The sequence below is a fragment of the Streptosporangium lutulentum genome, from assembly GCF_030811455.1.
GTDB lineage: Bacteria > Actinomycetota > Actinomycetes > Streptosporangiales > Streptosporangiaceae > Streptosporangium > Streptosporangium lutulentum.
Genome location: NZ_JAUSQU010000001.1, coordinates 3,356,687 through 3,372,342 on the forward strand (window position 1 = coordinate 3,356,687; position 15,656 = coordinate 3,372,342).

General features: G+C 69.3%; 15 protein-coding genes. 7 read left to right on the plus strand and 8 right to left on the minus strand.

The genetic code is table 11. From position 1 onward, the window contains the following. Positions 1-74 precede the first annotated feature (74 nt). Positions 75-914, minus strand: a complete 840-nt coding sequence (locus J2853_RS15095) for an aldo/keto reductase (protein WP_307558368.1) — start codon at positions 912-914, stop codon at positions 75-77. Between the two features lie 194 nt (positions 915-1,108). Continuing rightward, positions 1,109-1,582, minus strand: coding sequence for an RrF2 family transcriptional regulator (locus J2853_RS15100; RefSeq protein WP_307558370.1), 474 nt, complete (start codon positions 1,580-1,582; stop codon positions 1,109-1,111). A gap of 94 nt (positions 1,583-1,676) precedes the next feature. Here J2853_RS15100 and J2853_RS15105 point away from each other — a divergent pair, with 94 nt between their 5' ends. After that, positions 1,677-2,420, plus strand: coding sequence for an SDR family oxidoreductase (locus J2853_RS15105; protein ID WP_307558373.1), 744 nt, complete (start codon positions 1,677-1,679; stop codon positions 2,418-2,420). Between the two features lie 2 nt (positions 2,421-2,422). On the opposite strand, the gene J2853_RS15110 is transcribed toward J2853_RS15105, so the two are convergent. Continuing rightward, complete coding sequence (locus J2853_RS15110) at positions 2,423-2,638, minus strand: cysteine hydrolase family protein (protein ID WP_307558375.1); 216 nt, start codon at positions 2,636-2,638, stop codon at positions 2,423-2,425. A 348-nt stretch (positions 2,639-2,986) separates the two neighbouring features. Between J2853_RS15110 and J2853_RS15115 the strand changes: the two genes are divergently transcribed. Further along, complete coding sequence (locus J2853_RS15115) at positions 2,987-3,784, plus strand: class I SAM-dependent methyltransferase (protein WP_307558378.1); 798 nt, start codon at positions 2,987-2,989, stop codon at positions 3,782-3,784. A 210-nt stretch (positions 3,785-3,994) separates the two neighbouring features. On the opposite strand, the gene J2853_RS15120 is transcribed toward J2853_RS15115, so the two are convergent. The 4 genes from J2853_RS15120 to J2853_RS15135 form a co-directional block, all read right to left on the minus strand. Continuing rightward, positions 3,995-4,222 (minus strand): tautomerase family protein, encoded by a 228-nt coding sequence (locus J2853_RS15120; protein ID WP_307558380.1) that lies wholly within the window; start codon positions 4,220-4,222, stop codon positions 3,995-3,997. Positions 4,223-4,647: 425 nt separating this feature from the next. Then, entirely contained in the window at positions 4,648-5,466 is an 819-nt protein-coding gene (locus J2853_RS15125; protein ID WP_307558382.1) for an alpha/beta fold hydrolase, read from the minus strand. A 344-nt stretch (positions 5,467-5,810) separates the two neighbouring features. Continuing rightward, a complete protein-coding gene (locus tag J2853_RS15130; protein WP_307558383.1) occupies positions 5,811-6,179 on the minus strand; it encodes a nuclear transport factor 2 family protein in 369 nt (122 codons plus the stop codon). Between the two features lie 479 nt (positions 6,180-6,658). Then, positions 6,659-7,513, minus strand: a complete 855-nt coding sequence (locus J2853_RS15135; protein ID WP_307558385.1) for a TetR/AcrR family transcriptional regulator — start codon at positions 7,511-7,513, stop codon at positions 6,659-6,661. Here J2853_RS15135 and J2853_RS15140 point away from each other — a divergent pair. The 3 genes from J2853_RS15140 (at position 7,500) to J2853_RS15150 (ending at position 10,525) form a co-directional block, all read left to right on the plus strand. Beyond that, a complete protein-coding gene (locus J2853_RS15140) occupies positions 7,500-8,378 on the plus strand; it encodes a hypothetical protein (RefSeq protein ID WP_307558387.1) in 879 nt (292 codons plus the stop codon). The two genes, J2853_RS15135 and J2853_RS15140, sit on opposite strands and share 14 nt — an antisense overlap. Positions 8,379-8,566: 188 nt before the next feature. Then, on the plus strand, positions 8,567-9,040 hold the full coding sequence (locus tag J2853_RS15145; protein ID WP_307558389.1) for an OmpA family protein: 474 nt from the start codon (positions 8,567-8,569) through the stop codon (positions 9,038-9,040). A 171-nt stretch (positions 9,041-9,211) separates the two neighbouring features. Then, the gene (locus tag J2853_RS15150; protein WP_307558391.1) at positions 9,212-10,525 is read left to right on the plus strand and encodes an ATP-binding cassette domain-containing protein; all 1,314 of its coding nucleotides are present in this window, start codon (positions 9,212-9,214) and stop codon (positions 10,523-10,525) included. A 198-nt stretch (positions 10,526-10,723) separates the two neighbouring features. Here the strand turns inward: J2853_RS15150 and J2853_RS15155 are convergent, their stop codons facing one another. Beyond that, a complete protein-coding gene (locus tag J2853_RS15155) occupies positions 10,724-13,372 on the minus strand; it encodes a helix-turn-helix transcriptional regulator (protein ID WP_307558393.1) in 2,649 nt (882 codons plus the stop codon). Between the two features lie 73 nt (positions 13,373-13,445). Between J2853_RS15155 and J2853_RS15160 the strand changes: the two genes are divergently transcribed. Together J2853_RS15160 and J2853_RS15165 are read left to right on the plus strand one after the other, a co-directional pair. Continuing rightward, positions 13,446-14,087, plus strand: coding sequence for a DsbA family oxidoreductase (locus J2853_RS15160; protein ID WP_307558395.1), 642 nt, complete (start codon positions 13,446-13,448; stop codon positions 14,085-14,087). 38 nt (positions 14,088-14,125) lie between these two features. Beyond that, positions 14,126-15,646: an MFS transporter gene (locus J2853_RS15165; RefSeq protein WP_307558397.1), complete on the plus strand. Its 1,521-nt coding sequence runs from the start codon at positions 14,126-14,128 to the stop codon at positions 15,644-15,646. Positions 15,647-15,656: the final 10 nt, after the last annotated feature.

Sequence of the window (15,656 nt, forward strand, 5' to 3'; positions counted from 1 at the left end):
CGGCCACGCCGTACTCCGGACAGCGTGGGTGCGGATCCTCAGCCGGCTCCGATCACGACCAAAGAGGCAGAGCCCTATGCCGGCTCGGACAGCCGGTCCAGGCGGTCGCGGTGGTCCTGGAGCAGGTGGAGCTGAGCCGCAGCGAGGTTTTCCTCCAGGTGATCCATCCGGGCGGTGCCCGGGATCGGGAGAATGACCGGCGAGTGGTCGAGGAGCCAGGCGAGCGCGACCTGCGTGGGGGTGGCGCCGAGTTCGGCCGCCACGGCGGCGATCTCGGCCTTCGCCCCCGACGCCCCTGCCGCGACAGGCCGCCACGGGAGAAACGCGATCCCCGCCGCTTCGCAGGCCGCGAGCACGGGCTCGTGCTCGCGGTCGAGGATGTTGTAGCGGTTCTGCACGCTCACGACGTCGATGAGCTCCCGTGCCTGGTCGAGTTCGGCGACGGTGACCTCGGACAGTCCGATCCGGCCGAGCTTGCCTTCGGTCTGGAGGTCCCGCAGCGTGCCGAGTTGGTCGGAGAGGGGTGTCTCCGGGTCGATGCGGTGCAGCTGGAGCAGCTCGATGCGTTCGACGCGGAGCCGGCGCAGGGCCTGGTCTACCTGGTCGCGCAGGATGGACGGCCGTCCGTCGAGCTTCCACTCGCCCGCGGGGCCCGTTCGTGCGACGCCGACCTTGGTCGTGATGAGCAGGCCGTCCGGGTAGGGGTGCAGGGCCTCGGCGAGGAGTTCCTCGTTGGCTCCTCCGCCGTACAGGTGGGCGGTGTCGATCAGCGTGACGCCCAGGTCGACGGCCCGCCGGGCGACCATGAGAGAGGTCTCACGGGCGGAGCCCGGCTCGGTCGGCAACTGCATGGCCCCGAACCCGAGCCGCCGTACACTTAAGTCCCCGCCGATACGAAACTCGGTCGATGCCATGCGCCGTCTTCGCCCCTCTCGATCAACACGTAACCCTAACAGCGCGATTGGCCACCGAGCCGGTCCAGGAGCGAGGACGAGCGCTCGCCCCGGCGAAAACAACGAGTTCCCGATGCGGGGATCACCCGCATCCCGCTCGACCATCCCACCGTCCGCGGCCAGGCCTCCGGCTGTCGTATGCAGCGACGGATGCGCTAGGACGTTCCGGTCAGGCGCAGGCGGGTACGGGGTGGGGCCGATGGGGGCAGTGCGGCGATGATCTCAGCGAGCGAGGTCGCGGCGAGGCTGTTCCGCCAGGCTTCGTGGGCTTCGGCCATCTTCTCGGCGAGGACGCAGGGGTTCTGACACTCCTCGGCGGGCAGAGCTCCCCGTCCCTGCTGGCGGATCTCACGGCACTCGTAGGGCGAGGACACACCGTCGACCGCCTCGACGATCTGCAGGAGCGTGATCTCGGAAGCGGGCCGGGCCAGCCGGAACCCGCCGCGCGGGCCTGTTGTCGCAGCCAGCGCGCCGGCCTTGACCAGCGCCTGTAGCTGCTTGGCGAGATAGGCCACCGGCAGGTCGAAGTACTGGGCGAGCTGTGCCGCCGACGCGGTGGCCCCTGCCTCGAGCTGCGCCAGCGATGCGGCGCAGTGCAACAGCCATTCCGTACTCACAGGCAGCTTCATAAGCCCGATACTATCTCAGACATTGCGGATCTTTTTAGTCCGAGATAGCGTGAGCGGCAGCATGCAAGACAGAGGAGAGACCACCATGAGGACCATGCGAATCGCCGTTGCCGGAGCCACCGGGAACATCGGGGCCCGCGCCGTCGCCGTCCTGGAACAGGCCGGACACGAGGTCGTGCGCATCAGCCGCTCACTCGGCGTGGACCTGACCACCGGCGACGGCCTCGACGCCGCCCTGACCGGCGTCGAGGCCGTCATCGACGCCACGAGCCACACGGCAGCCGACCGGGACGACGCGGTGGCGTACTTCGGCACCACCACCCGGAACCTGCTCGCCGCCGAGGAACAGGCCGGTGTCCGTCACCACGTGCTGCTCTCGATCGTCGGCGTCGATCGTGTTGAGGGGAACGCGCACTACGCCGGCAAGCGCGAGCAGGAGCGCCTCGTGACCGAGGGCCCGGTGCCGTGGACGATCGTTCCCGCCACGCAGTTCCACGACTTCGCCGCGGCGGTGACGAGCTGGACCGAGCAGGACGGCGCCGCCGCGATCCCACCGCTGCTCGTCCAGCCGATCGCGCCCGCGGACGTGGCCGACATCCTCACCGAGATCGCCACAGGCGCACCGCAGGGGCGTTACCGCGATGTCGCCGGCCCTGAGCCGCAGGACCTGGTGGACATGGCCCGGCGCACCAACGACGCGCGCGGACACGCGGTCAAGCTCGTACCGACGTGGTCATCGCTGCTCGGTCCGGAGATGGCCGGCGACGTACTCCTACCCGGCGAGGGCGCCCGCATCGCGCCAACCACCTTCGACGAGTGGCTCGCAAAGCAGCAATAGCGTCACCCCGGCCCAGCCAAGGCGCTGATCAATTGGTTTCCCGCTGCCACGTCAAGGCCTGAGGCCCGGAGCCCGAAACATATGAAGATCACCGGGATTGCGGCGGCTCCGGCCATGGGGAGAACCTTTTCCATGACAGGAAGCACTCCGGCGGCGAAGGGGTAGTCGTCCACGATGCCCGCCTGCAGGTCGCCGACGATGAGCGCGGTGGTGGTCATACGGTTTCCTTGTCTGTACGACGCGCCATCGGCCATCCTCCACGATCGGATCCTTGGCGCTGCTGTCGTCGATCTAGTACGACGACTGTCCAGGGGACCTTGACGTTCGCCGTCGGATCGATGTTGATCTCGCAGGCACTCTGTGCCGCGACCGAGGCGCCGGCGTGACGTGGATCGGCGGTGGGCGAGGGGCGAGGGGAACGTCCGCCGATCTCCTGCCCGGGTGAATCCCGCTAGCCCTCCCCCTGTCAGCCGGGGCGCAACGTCCAGATCAGGGCCCCACTGGGCATCCGATCAGAGCAGGATATGCGGGTGACAGCGGCGTCGCCGCACCGTCAGAATTGGATCATGTTCCCCGATTTTCGGCTGCGAGCCACCTTCGACAAGGCGGCTGACATCTACCAAGACGCACGCCCCGACTATCCGGACGAGCTGTATTCCGATCTGCTTGCGATCACGAAGGTCACGCCGTCCCAGCACCTGCTCGAAGTCGGTTGTGGGCCGGGCAAGGCCACGCCGCCCTTGGCGCGGATGGGCTTCCCCATCACCGCGATCGAACTCGGCCCCGCCCTGGCGGCGGAGGCACGACACCGCCTCGCCGGATTCCCCGGCGTTTCCGTGATCACGTCGTCCTTCGAAGACTGGGAGCCGACGGCGGGCGCCCGCTTCGATCTCGTCTACGCGGCCACGGCATGGAAATGGGTGGACCCGAAGATCAAGTACGCGAAAGCAGCGACGCTGCTTGCCCAGAACGGCCACGTGGCCGTGTGGAACGCCGACCACGCCTTTCCAGCGGACTTCGACCCGTTCTTCACCGAGATCCAGAAGGTCTATGAGGAGATCGGCGAAGGTGACGGCGGCCCGTGGCCACCGCCGCTGCCCGAGGACACGCCCGATCCCGTCGCCGCAGAGATCGATGCCTCCGGGCACTTCACGGTGGTGGAGACCCGGCGCTACGTATGGGGGTCGCGCTACACGGCAGACGAGTACATCGCCCTGCTCAACACGTTCTCCGGCCACATCGCCATGGAGCCGGCCAAGAACGAGTTCCTCTACCGGGAGATACGGCGTCTCCTCGCCACACGCCCGGACGCACGACTCACCCGCCACTGGTCGGTCGTCCTCACCGTCGGTCGACGCCTGTGACCTGGAGCCAAGAGGAACGAGTGATCGTCTGCCGGGGCGGCTGAGCTTGTTCCGCTCTGACGGACACCACTGGTGTGGTGCTCAGTCCGCAGATACGGTCTCGTAGTCGGCGGAGCTGCGACATCCGAGGCCGCTGTGCAGCCGATACAGGCCGTACCAGCTCTCGATGAATTCGAAGATTGGCCGGCCCCGGGAACCGCCGCCGCGTGATCAGGCGTCCGTCGCGCCCTTGGCGAGCGCCTTCACGTCTTCCGTCGTGTAGGGCTTTCCCCCGATCCCCCAGTCACCGCTCTTCACCTCGCTGACGACGACCCAGGTGATCGAGCGCAGGTTCTCGCCCTCGATCCTGACCATCGCCTCGGTGAGGTCGCGTACGATCCTCTGCTTTTCCTCAGTACCGAATGTTCCTTCTAGGACTTTTACCTCGATAAGTGGCATCTCCAACCTCCTCATATCCATCGGCGACCGGCCGCGGATCCTACGTCGCGATCCGGCGCGTGCGCGTCAGGCCGCCGACGCCCGCAGGCGCACACGGCTGCGGCGGACCATGCCGTCGGCGGCAGCTGCGAACAAGGAGGATGGGGTGGTACGAGGGGAGGAACTGCGGTGCTCACCGACAGACCCAGACCTTTTTCATAATTCTACCAACCCGGCGGGCAACCTCCCGGGCGGCCCAGGCGTGTTGACGGTCATGAAAAATTGGACGCCTGGAGGAGACAGATGACGTTCGCGACCGCACCGCTCCGGTCGCTGACCGCGATCGGGGCCGGCCTGTCCATCAGCAGGCTTTCTCCGATCTTGCCGTTGGCCGCCCGCGCCGGAGCTGCCGCTCACCCGCCCGCACCACCTTGCCTGACCCCGCGTCAGCCCTTGACGAACTCGATCAGATCGCCGTTGAGCTGGTCGATGTGGGTGGCGAACAAGCCGTGCCCGGCCATGGGGTACTCCTTGTAGACGCAGCCGGGGATCAGCTTGGCCGTACGCCGCCCGGTCACGTCGATGAGGGCCGACTGGTCGGCGGCGCCGTGCACGACGAGCGCCGGCACGGTGATCCGGCGCAGCCCCTCGCGATGGTCGGCGCGGGCGGTCGCACGCCACAACTCGATGCCCGCCATCGGCGCGGTCTCCAGGCACCGGCGCACGCCCTGCTCGATCAGGGCGGGCGAGACGTCGTTGCCCAGGTGAGTGGCGTAGAAGCCCTGCGCCCGGTCGGCGAACCACTTGGGCCGGTCGGTGCGGAACTGCTTGACGGCCGCCTCGGACAGCTCGATCGGCAGGCCCTCCGGGTTGTCCTCGGTGCGCATGACGAACGGCAGCATCGCCGAGACGAAGGCGACCCTGGCGACCCGGTCCTCACCGTGCCTGGCCAGGTAGCGGGCCACCTCGGCACCACCGGCCGAGTGCCCGACCAGGGTCACGCCGCGCAGGTCGAGGTATTCGATCAGGCCGGCGATGTCGTCGGCGAGGGTGTCGAAGTCGTAGCCGCTACCGGGCCGATCGGAGCCACCGTGCCCGCGCCGGTCGAGCAGCACGCATCGGTATCCCTGTTCCACGAAGAACGGCACCTGGTACTCCCACATATCGGAGGCCAGCGACCAGCTCGCCACGAACACGATGGGCTCGCCGGTTCCGTAGTCCTCGTAGGCCAGGCGGGTGCCGTCGGCGGTATCAAAGAAAGGCATCGTCGCAACTCCTTGGTAGTGGAACGTGGCTTGATACGAGCAACCGACGCGTAGCCGCGTCGATTACGTATAGGTGATGCGCGGCCCCGCCCTTTCCTGTTCACGCGTGAGGCGCGGACCGCGCTGGGTGCCGGAGACGGCCGCGACGCAAACGGCGGCGCCTGCACGCCGACCCGTCTGCAGACAGAGCGCCCGGATGAGGAAGGACGACGCCGTCGTCATGGAACAGAGCAGGTAGACGGTCATCCCGGCCGGGAACGCCCGCTGGTGGAGCAGGCTCAGGTCGATCCGTGGTGAGCCGCCGCGTATCGCAGGTCGGGGGTTTCCGCGGGCCGTATCGGGGGTCAGATCTGGGCGGGGACTTTGTCGAGGAAGCCGTGGACCTTGCTGATGCGGCCGTCTTCGGTGAGTACCGCGACGTCGAAACCGACCACGAGGCCCTCGCCGCCGACCGGGCCCAGTTCCCAGGTGAAGCGGGCGATGTCGTGGTGGGCGTCCACCGGGCCGGCCAGGGTGAAGGCGAAGTCGGGGAACTGGCCCTGCACGGCGGCGATCGTGGCGTCGATCGCCTCGCGGCCTTCGGCGACCGCCATCGGGTCGGTGTAGGTGCCGTCCTCGGCCCAGATCTGCTCGATCGTCGCGCGGCGGGTGACCGGGTCGGTCTCGTTCCAGGTGGCGATGTACTGGGCGATGAGCTGGTCGATGTGGTTCATGGTGGATTCCTCCGTGTCGTGTTCTTGCTGGTCACAAACGTACGGAGATCCACTGGACGGGGAATCCGTCACCCTTAGGCAATTCGACTGTTCGTTGATGAATTTGATTAGGTCATCCGGTAGGTACTTTTTGGCATGTTGTGCGGGCGAGGCGCGGAGGGCCTCGGTCATCGACGACCTCCTCACCACGGTCGGCTCCGGGGGAAGCGGAGCTCTGGTGGTGAGCGGGAGCCGGGTATCGGCAAGACGGCCGGCCGGGCTGTCGAAGACGGCCCTCCTCGACCGCTGCGCCGACCTGCGGCCCGGACCGGCGACCGGCACCTCGGCCTCGGCCGTTCCGTCGTCGCTCAGGTCCCTCCACCGGCCCTCTCCCCCTGAACGCGCCACGTGCGGCATCCGTATGACTCGAAAGCGTGCGGCGGCCGGGAGCCCGGCCGGCAAGGACGGCAGTCGTGCTCAACGTCGGGAAACGGCGACTTTCACGACCTCGTTCGGGATCCTCTCTCCAGCATGGCGGCGAAACCGTCGAGGTGACGTGCGAGGCCGTACTCGAACAGTCCGTCCAGGTCCGACACTGTTTCCTCGGGAATCGCCGCCAGGAGAGGAAATCGTCCGCGGCCGAGGAGTTCGTCCGCCCGGCCCTGCTGGGCGAGTCGCCACCGGGTGAGCGTCACTCCGGTCTCGTGCTCCGCTTCGGCTTCGTCGGCCATGGACAGGGCGGTGGTGACGACCAGCGCGTGCAGCGTGAGCGCCTCACGGATTCGCGTCGTCATGGGCAGCCCGAGCCCGTCGAGCGCGCGCAGGGTCCACTCGGTGTGGGCCATCATGTTGGGCACGAGCAACGGGCGCGTGAAGGAGACGGCCCTGGGCAGCCAGAGGTGTCGGCGCCCCAACTCCCATTGCCGGCGGGAGATCAGTTCGAGTTTGGCTCGCCACCCCTCCGGCCCGGGGGTGGGCAGTTCCGGTTCGGCGAAGACTTCGTCGACCATCTGCGTCACCAGTTCGTCCTTGTTCGCCACGTGCCGGTACAGCGACATCGCACCGGCGTCGAGTTCCGACGCCAATCGCCGCATGGACACGGCGTCGAGTCCTTCACGGTCGGCGATCGCGATGGCGGTTAGGAGCACATGCCTGCGGTTCAGTGTCTGTTTGGGGGTGTCGGCTCGCCGCGGGCTTGGCTGCGTGGTCGGGCCGGCCTGCCGTTCCCGAACCGTACGGACGCCGACCACCGTGCCGGCGCCGACCTTCGTTTCGACCAGCCCCTCGTACGGTCGTGAGCTGATGCGGGCATCGATCTGGGCGAAGCCGTTGAAGTTCGGGGTGTCGTTCGTCATCTACGGCGCGACGCTCGCCTGGCTGTTGCCGAAACTTCACCGGGCAAGGCGCACGATGTGGGCCCTCGGAACGGCCTTCGCCGTCACCGGGCTGATCGACGTCGGTTTCATCGCGGTGCAGGCCGCCCGCGGCACCTACAGCCATTTCAACGTCAACACCGACGCGTTCAACCAGATCGGGCAGGTGGTCTTCTCCTCAGGCGTGGTCGGGTTGTTCGGGGCGAGCCTGCTCATCGCCGTCATGCTGCTGTTCCAGCGGGTCGGCGACACGGCACTCACCTGGGCCCTGCGTGCCGGGATCGGGCTGTCCGTCATCGGCATGGCGCTGGCGTCCTTCATCCGCGGGTGGTCCGCGACCGGACCACGGACGGCCGAGGACGCCTACGGGAACCCGGTCACGCTGCTGGGGCAGCACGGGGTCGGGGCACCGGACGGCGACGGCATGCCGGTCACGAACTGGAGCACCGTAGGCGGCGACCTGCGCGTTCCGCACTTCATCGGCCTGCACTCCATCCAGGTGTTCGTGCTCGCGGTGCTGCTTCTCACCGCCCTCGCGGCCCGGGTCGGCTGGCTGCGCGGCGAACGCGTGCGCGCCCGGCTGACCGGGGTCGTCATCCTGGGCTACACCGCGCTGTTCGCCATCACGACGTGGCAGGCGATGCGCGGCCAGTCGCTGGTCCACCCCGACGCGGCCACGTGGACCGCACTCGCCGTAACGGCAGTCGTGACCGCGCTGCCGGCGGCCCTGGTCATCTCGGCCGCCCGCCGCAGCGAGGCGGCACCCGCCGGCGACGGGCACCCGCCCGGCGCGCCGCCTCGCGAGCCCGTCGGGTCCTTGAGCCGAGACCATACCGCGGCTCGATGAGAACGAAGACGCGCGCCGCGTGGACGTCGAACGGGGTGTCGGGTCGGCGTCAGCCGCTTCGACACCCCGTTCGGAGTCGCCGACGCGACCGCCCGCCGGCCGGGCGACACGAGATAGAGAAGGCCGGCAAAATGCTGCGCCAGTCCCGGTCCGCTCGCGACCGCCCCCGTCGACCACAGTCGAGGACCATGACCAAGCTCCGCCATCTCAGACATCACACCATCTCCCCCGCCACAGTGGTGACGGTGGCGGGCCACACCGACTCCTCCGGCGACGACGCCGTCAACGACCCGCTGTCGCTGCACCGCGCCCAGGCGGTACGGCAGGCCCTGTCGGCGCTGCTGTCCAGGGACGGGGTCCGCTTCCAGACCGAGGGGTACGGCTCGCGCCGCCCGCTGTACAGCAACGACAGCGATGAGGGCAAGCACCGCAACCGCCGCGTCACGGTGACCTTCCCCAAACCTCAGCCCGCTCCCCGGGAACCGGTGGCCACGACCTCTCCCGGCGCGACCGGCCTGCCCGGCCGCCTGGAGGTCCCCACCGACGACGGCGTGGACTTCTACTGCGCGTGCACAGACGTCTCCGGCGTCCGCGTAATCGCGTTGACACCCCCACACCCCGTTCGTATGGTGAGGAATCCTCGTTGTCGTCGATCGGAGTAGGGCGTTGTTCGTCTGAGGTCTGAGACACCGTGCCGCACAGCGTCTGTTCGTCGCTGTCCGCGTGCTCGTGTGCGACCTCGGCCGTCGAGCCGTCCGCCCGACCGGGACCCTCTCCCCTTCGCGGTGTCTCCATCCGTTGACCTGTTCTCCTCGCAGCGACCGGAGGCACGTATGTCTCACGCCCCCACTTTTCTCACCTGTTCGGCACTCTCCTTCGCCTGGCCCGACGGGACAACCGTGTTCGACGGCTTCCAGTTGGCCGTCGGCTCAGGCAGAACCGGCCTGATCGGACTCAACGGCTCAGGGAAATCAACTCTGTTGCGGCTGCTGGCCGGCGAACTCACCCCCTCCACAGGCACGGTCAAAACCGCCGGTGACATCGGGTACCTTCCGCAGACGGTCGTCCTCGACACCGGCCTGCGGGTGGACGAGGCCCTCGGCATCGCCGCCACGCGAGCCGGGCTGCTCGCCATCGAGGTGGGTGACACGAGCGAGGAGCACTTCACCGCGGTCGGCGACGACTGGGACGTCGAGGAACGGGCCCGCGCCACCCTCGACCAGCTCGGACTCGGGCACATCGGCCTCGACCGCACCATCGGCGAGATGTCGGGCGGTGAGTGTGTCCTGCTCCGGCTCGCCACGCTCCTGCTGGCACGCCCCGACATCCTGCTGCTGGACGAACCGACCAACAATCTCGACCTGGTTGCCAGGGAGAGGCTGTACGCGGCCGTGGACTCCTGGTCGGGTGTGATGGTCGTGGTGAGCCATGACCGCGCCCTGCTGGAGCGGGTCGACCAGATCGCGGATCTGCGGGACGGCGAGGTGCGGTGGTACGGCGGGGCCCATTCCGCGTACGAGGAGGCGCTGGCCCAGGAGCAGGAGGCGGCCGAGCGGATGGTGCGGGTCGCCGAGGCCGACGTGCACCGGCAGAAGCGGGAACTGTCCGATGCTCAGGTCAAGTTGGCCAGGCGGGCGCGGTACGGCCAGAAGATGTACGACACCAAACGGGAGCCGCGGATCGTCATGAACGCGCGCAAGCGCGCCGCGCAGGAGTCCGCGGGCAAGCACCGGATCCTGCACACCGAGAAACTCGCGGAGGCGAAGGAGCGCCTCGACGAGGCGGTGGAGGCCGTACGGGACGACTCACTGAGCGTGGTCGAGAATGTGGCCCGTTTCGCGCCCGGGGCGACGAACAACGCGATCCGGGCGCGGCTCGCGCGCTTCCTCTTCCGGGGGGCGAGCGCCGACCGGCCGGCCGGCACCCTCTCTGGCGGAGAGCGCTTCCGCGCCTCGCTGGCGGCGCTGCTGCTGGCAGAGCCCGCGCCGCAGTTGCTGTTGTTGGACGAGCCGACCAACAGCCTGGATCTGGCGAGCGTAAGACGGCTCACGGCGGCGCTGGAGGCGTACGAGGGTGCGCTGATCGTCGCGAGCCACGATGTGCCGTTCCTGGACTCGATCGGCATCACCCGCCGGCTGACACTCTGATCTGCGGCGACCGGTCGTACGACGGGTCAAGCGGTCCGACCCGGCGTTGTCCGGGTCGGTGTCCCAACCAGCGTGCCGGGTCGCGTCCGCGAGGTTGGCGTGAGAGCGGGCCTGGTCACAGGCGGGGCGTCGCAAGGTGAAGGCGGCCGGCCCCGGGCCCGGCCCGCCTCCGGATCCGTCGACGGCCCCTGCGCGCGGCTATCCGACCAGGTCGAGCTTGGTCAGCTCGCCCCTGGAGGCCACACCCAGCTTGGGATAGGCGTTGTAAAGGTGATAGCCGACGGTTCTGGGGCTGAGGAACAGCTGAGCGCCGATGTCCTTGTTGCTGAGGCCCGTGGCGGCCAGCCGTACCACCTGAAGTTCTTGCGGTGTGAGACGGCCCAGCAGGTCCGGTTCTTGGTGGGAGGTCGTACGGCTCTCGCCTGTCGCACGCAGTTCACTGCCGGCCCGGTCGGACCAGGGGGTGGCGCCGAGCCGCCGGAAGGTCTCCACGGCGGAACGGAGGTGGGGGCGGGCGTCGACGCGGCGGTGCGCGCGGCGCAGCCACTCGCCGTAGTGAAGCTGGGTGCGGGCGTGCTCGAACGGTGCGGACCCGAGCCGCAGGGCGTGTCGGTAGTGGGGCTCCGCCTTTCGATCATCGGCCATGAGCGCACGGCAGCGTGACACGATCGCGTCGATCGCGGGCTGCCTGATGTGGTCGGCCCATGTCACGTAGCGGGTGAACGCTTTGTCCGCCGTCCCGCGCCGGCCCGCGCGAACCGCGACCTCCACGTGGTCCGCGAGCCACGAACCCGGGAGCTCGTGTTCGGTGGAGTGGCCGGCGAGCCGGTCGGCGGCCGTGTCGTACCTGCCGAGGCCGAGCTCCAGCATGATCATGTTCCGCGCGGCCTCGTGCCTAAGGTCCGGGAGATCCACCGTGTCCATGATCGCTTCTAACTCGGCATGCCGTTCCGTCTCTCCGGCGATCGCCGCCAGGTGCGCCAGCACCGCTGCCAGGTGCGCCCGGATTCTGAGCTGGCCGGTGTCCTCGGCGACGCGCATGCCCTCCAGCCCGCTGGCGCGCGCCTCACGATGCCTGCCGAGGTTCACCTGACTGCTCGCCAGTGCCAGCAGAGCGTGCGGCAGGACACCGATCGCTCCCTGGGTACGGCACTTCTGCTCGACGGTGAAGGCGCGGCGCAGGGCGCGCTGGTCATCACGCAGGAAGGAGGTCAGGCATGCCGCCCACACGGCGGCCCGAAGCGAGCCCTCCGGTTCCTCCTCGTCGAGTTCACGCACGGCGGCCGACCATTGCGTAACGTCCGTCGAGGCCAGATGGGCCATGGCCCGTGCGCGCCGCGCCGCCGGAAGTGTCCTGGCCTGGTCGGCCGCCTTCTCTGCTGCCGACGGATCGCCGGCGACCCAGGCCGACCCTGCGGCTTGGACCAGCATGCGCCCGGCGATGTCGGGCGCCACCTCAACGAGCGACCGCGCGGCGTCGGACAGGATCGAGTGCGCCTTGTGCAGGTCTCCCTGCAGGTCGGCGGCCATGGCCCGGACCTCGGCCATGCGGCCCAGCGAGACCGGTTCGGTGAGATGGAGGCTCGCCCGTTCCGCCAGCGAGCCCGCGTGCTCCACCTGTCCGGCCTCCAGCGCCGCCCGCGCCGCCGCCGACGGTCTGCGGCCCCGGTCCCGGGGGTCGGGGCTGAGGGCGGCGGCGCGCTCGTAGGCTCTGGCCAGTGCGGCGTGGCTGCCACGATCCTGTGCCCGTTGGGCGCTTCTCTCCAGCGACGCGGCGACGTGCTCGTCGGGTTCGGTCGTCGCCGCGGCCAGGTGCCAGGCCGCACGATCGTCATGCAGGCTCGCGGCGAGAGCGCGGTGCGCGGCGATTCGCCGCGCTGCCGGGGCGCTGTGGTAGACGGCGGCGCGGATCAGTGGGTGGCGGAATGTCAGCCGGTCCTCGTGCAGGTGGACGAAGCTGTGGCGCTCGGCCGGCTCAAGGTCGGCGACGGTCGCGCCGAGGTGGGCCGCCGCCTTGAACACCGTGGCCGGATCGCCGCTGTCGTCGGCCGCGATCACCAGCAGGAGAGTCCTGGTCCGTTCAGGAAGGCGGCCGATCCGGTCGGCGAAGGCCTGCTCGATCTTGCCGGTTGTCGAGATCGCCGAGTACGGCGAGCCCGACCGGCCTTGGCGTTGCGCGGTGACGAGTTCGAGCAGGGCCAGCGGATTTCCCTCGGCCTCGCGCAGAACATGGGCGCGCCGGTGATGGTCGAGGTCCGCGGCGTACAGGGCGAGCAGGTCCGCCGAGGCCGCACCGTCCAGTCGAGACGGTCGCAGCTCCGCCAGCCCGGGCGCGGGGAATTCGGGGGCGTGCAGGTCACGCGCGGCGAAGACAATCGCTACCCGCTCGGTCTCAAGGCGGCGGGCGGCGAACAGCAGGGCCTCCGCCGAGGACCGGTCCAGCCAGTGGGCGTCGTCGATCAGGCACAGCAGGGGTCGCTCTTCCGCCAGGTCCGCGAGCAGGGTGAGCACGGCCAGACCGACCAGGAAGCGATCGCCTCCGGCGGCCGATCCCAGCCCGAGGGCCGCCCGCAACGCCTGCGTCTGCGCTGCCGGAAGGCAGTCGAGGCGGCCGGTGAACCTGCGCAGGAGCTGGTGCAGGCCGGCGAAGGGCAGCGTGCTCTCGAACTCGACCCCGGCGCAGCGCATCACCCGCATGTCGGCTGCCGCCGCGGCGGCATGGTCCAGCAGCGCCGACTTGCCGATCCCCGCCTCACCTCGGATCACCAGCACGCTGCCACGGCTGGAACGGGCATCGGCGAGCACCTGGTCGATCGTGGCCTTTTCCGCGCCCCGCCCCATCAGCATGCCCGGAATCCTACTGCTTGGACATCTGTCGACCGGGGCGGCGAAACCCAGTCAGTCGACAGAGGCCCCGGTCATGGGACCGCTCCTAGCGTTGCTGCCCATGGACCCCAAGGTCAATGTGCAGATGGTCTTCGACATCCCGTGCGTGTGGTCGTACTTCACCTACGCCCGCCTCCAGCGGGCCCTTGCCCGTTTCCGTGCCGGTGGCGGCCAGGCGGAGCTGACCTTCCGCCCGTACCAACTGGTTCCGGACGCGACAGTCGAAGGCCGGCTCAAGGTTGACGTGCTCCGGCACGCGTTCGGCGACGACGCCGAGCATTCCATCGGCCGGATCGCCGCCCTCGCCTCGGACGAAGGACTCACCTTCCACCCCGCACGGGCGGTCCATTCCAATACCTTCCAGGCGCACCGGCTCATCGCGGTGGCGAGTGCGCAGGGCCGCGGCGAGGACATGGCCGAGCGGCTGTTCCGCGCACATCACACCGACCAGCTCAACCTCGCCGACCTCGACACGCTGAAGACGCTCGCCGCCGAGGTCGGCGTCGGCTGGAGCGACGAAGGCACCGCGCGGACACGCGAGGAGCTCGAGTCGACCCGGCGTCTCGGCGTTCACGGCATCCCGATCCTCCAGTTCGAGGGCCGGCCCGCGCTGACCGGCACTCCGTCCGAAGACTCCCTGCTTACGGCGCTGCACTCGGCTGTCGGCAGGCGCTGAGTGGCACCCGGATTCACGACCACAGACAGGAGACCCCCATGACCACGATCGCCACACCCCGAGCGGGCAAGAAGGAGTGGACCGGCCTGGCGGTACTGGCCATGCCGACCCTGCTCGTCGCGATGGACATGACCGTGCTGCACCTGGCGGTTCCATCCCTGAGCGCCGACCTGCAGCCAAGCACCGCGCAACTTCTGTGGATCATGGACATCTACGGATTCCTGGTCGCGGGCCTGCTCATCACCATGGGGACACTCGGCGACCGCGTCGGACGGAGAAAGCTCCTGCTGGCAGGCGCCGCCGCCTTCGGCGTGGCCTCGGTGCTGGCCGCTCTGTCCAGCAGTGCCGAGATGTTGATCGCGACCCGGGCGCTGCTCGGAATCGCCGGCGCGACGTTGATGCCCTCCACGCTTTCCCTGATCCGCACCATGTTCCACGACGCGTCGCAGCGTACGGTCGCCATCAGTGTCTGGATGACCGCCTTCGCGGTCGGCGGCGCGCTGGGTCCCCTACTCGGCGGATTCCTGCTCAACCACTTCTGGTGGGGGTCGGCGTTCCTGGTCGGCGTCCCGGTCATGGCGATCCTGCTCGTACTCGGCCCGGTGCTGCTGCCCGAGCACCGCGACCGTGAGGCGGGCCGGCTGGACCTGGCAAGCGTCGCACTGTCACTGATGGCCGTACTCTCGGTGGTCTACGGACTCAAGCTGACGGCCGAGCACGGCTTCGGCTGGTCACCCGTCGCGTTCGTGGTGTCGGGACTGGCCTCCGGGCTCGTCTTCATCCGCCGGCAGGGCAAGCTCGCCGACCCGCTGCTCGACCTCAAGCTGTTCCGCGAACGCACCTTCAGCGCCTCGGCCGCCCTGCTCACCGTCGGTATTCTCGTGATGGCCGGTTCACCGCTGTTCACGTTGCAGTACCTCCAGCTCGTGAACGGGCTCTCCCCGCTGCAGGCCGGTCTCTGGTCGCTGCCCAACGCGGCCGGTCTGATGGTCGGCGCCATGACCGCTCCGGCTCTGGCGGCCAGGCTGCGCCCCGGCTTTGTCATCGCGGCGGGCCTGCTCCTGGCAGCCGCCGGTCTCGGGATGCTCCTGCTGGTCAGTGCGACCGCCGGGTTGGGAATCCTGGTCGCGGCATCCGCGGTGATGGGCCTGGGACTGGGGCCGATGGCGGCCCTGGGCACCGACCTGATCGTCGGGGCGGCCCCGCCGGAGCGCGCCGGAGCGGCGTCCGCGATCTCAGAAACGAGCACCGAACTCGGGGCCGGGCTGGGCATCGCGGTGCTGGGCAGCATCGGCTTCGCCGTCTACCGCGGCCAGATCGCCGACACCATGCCGGTCGGCGTGGATGACGAGGCCGCGCGCGAATCGCTCGGCGGCGCGGTGGCGGTGGCCGGAGAACTCTCCGGAGAGGCGGGGGCGGCACTGCTCACCGTCGCCCGTGAGGCCTTCGTCCAAGGACTGCACACGACAGCCGCCGTCGGAGCCGCCGTCGCCGTCGCGCTCGCGGTCCTGGCGGCGACCCTGCTGCGGAACGTCCGGCCCGGATCCGGCGAGCACTGAGAGAGCGGAG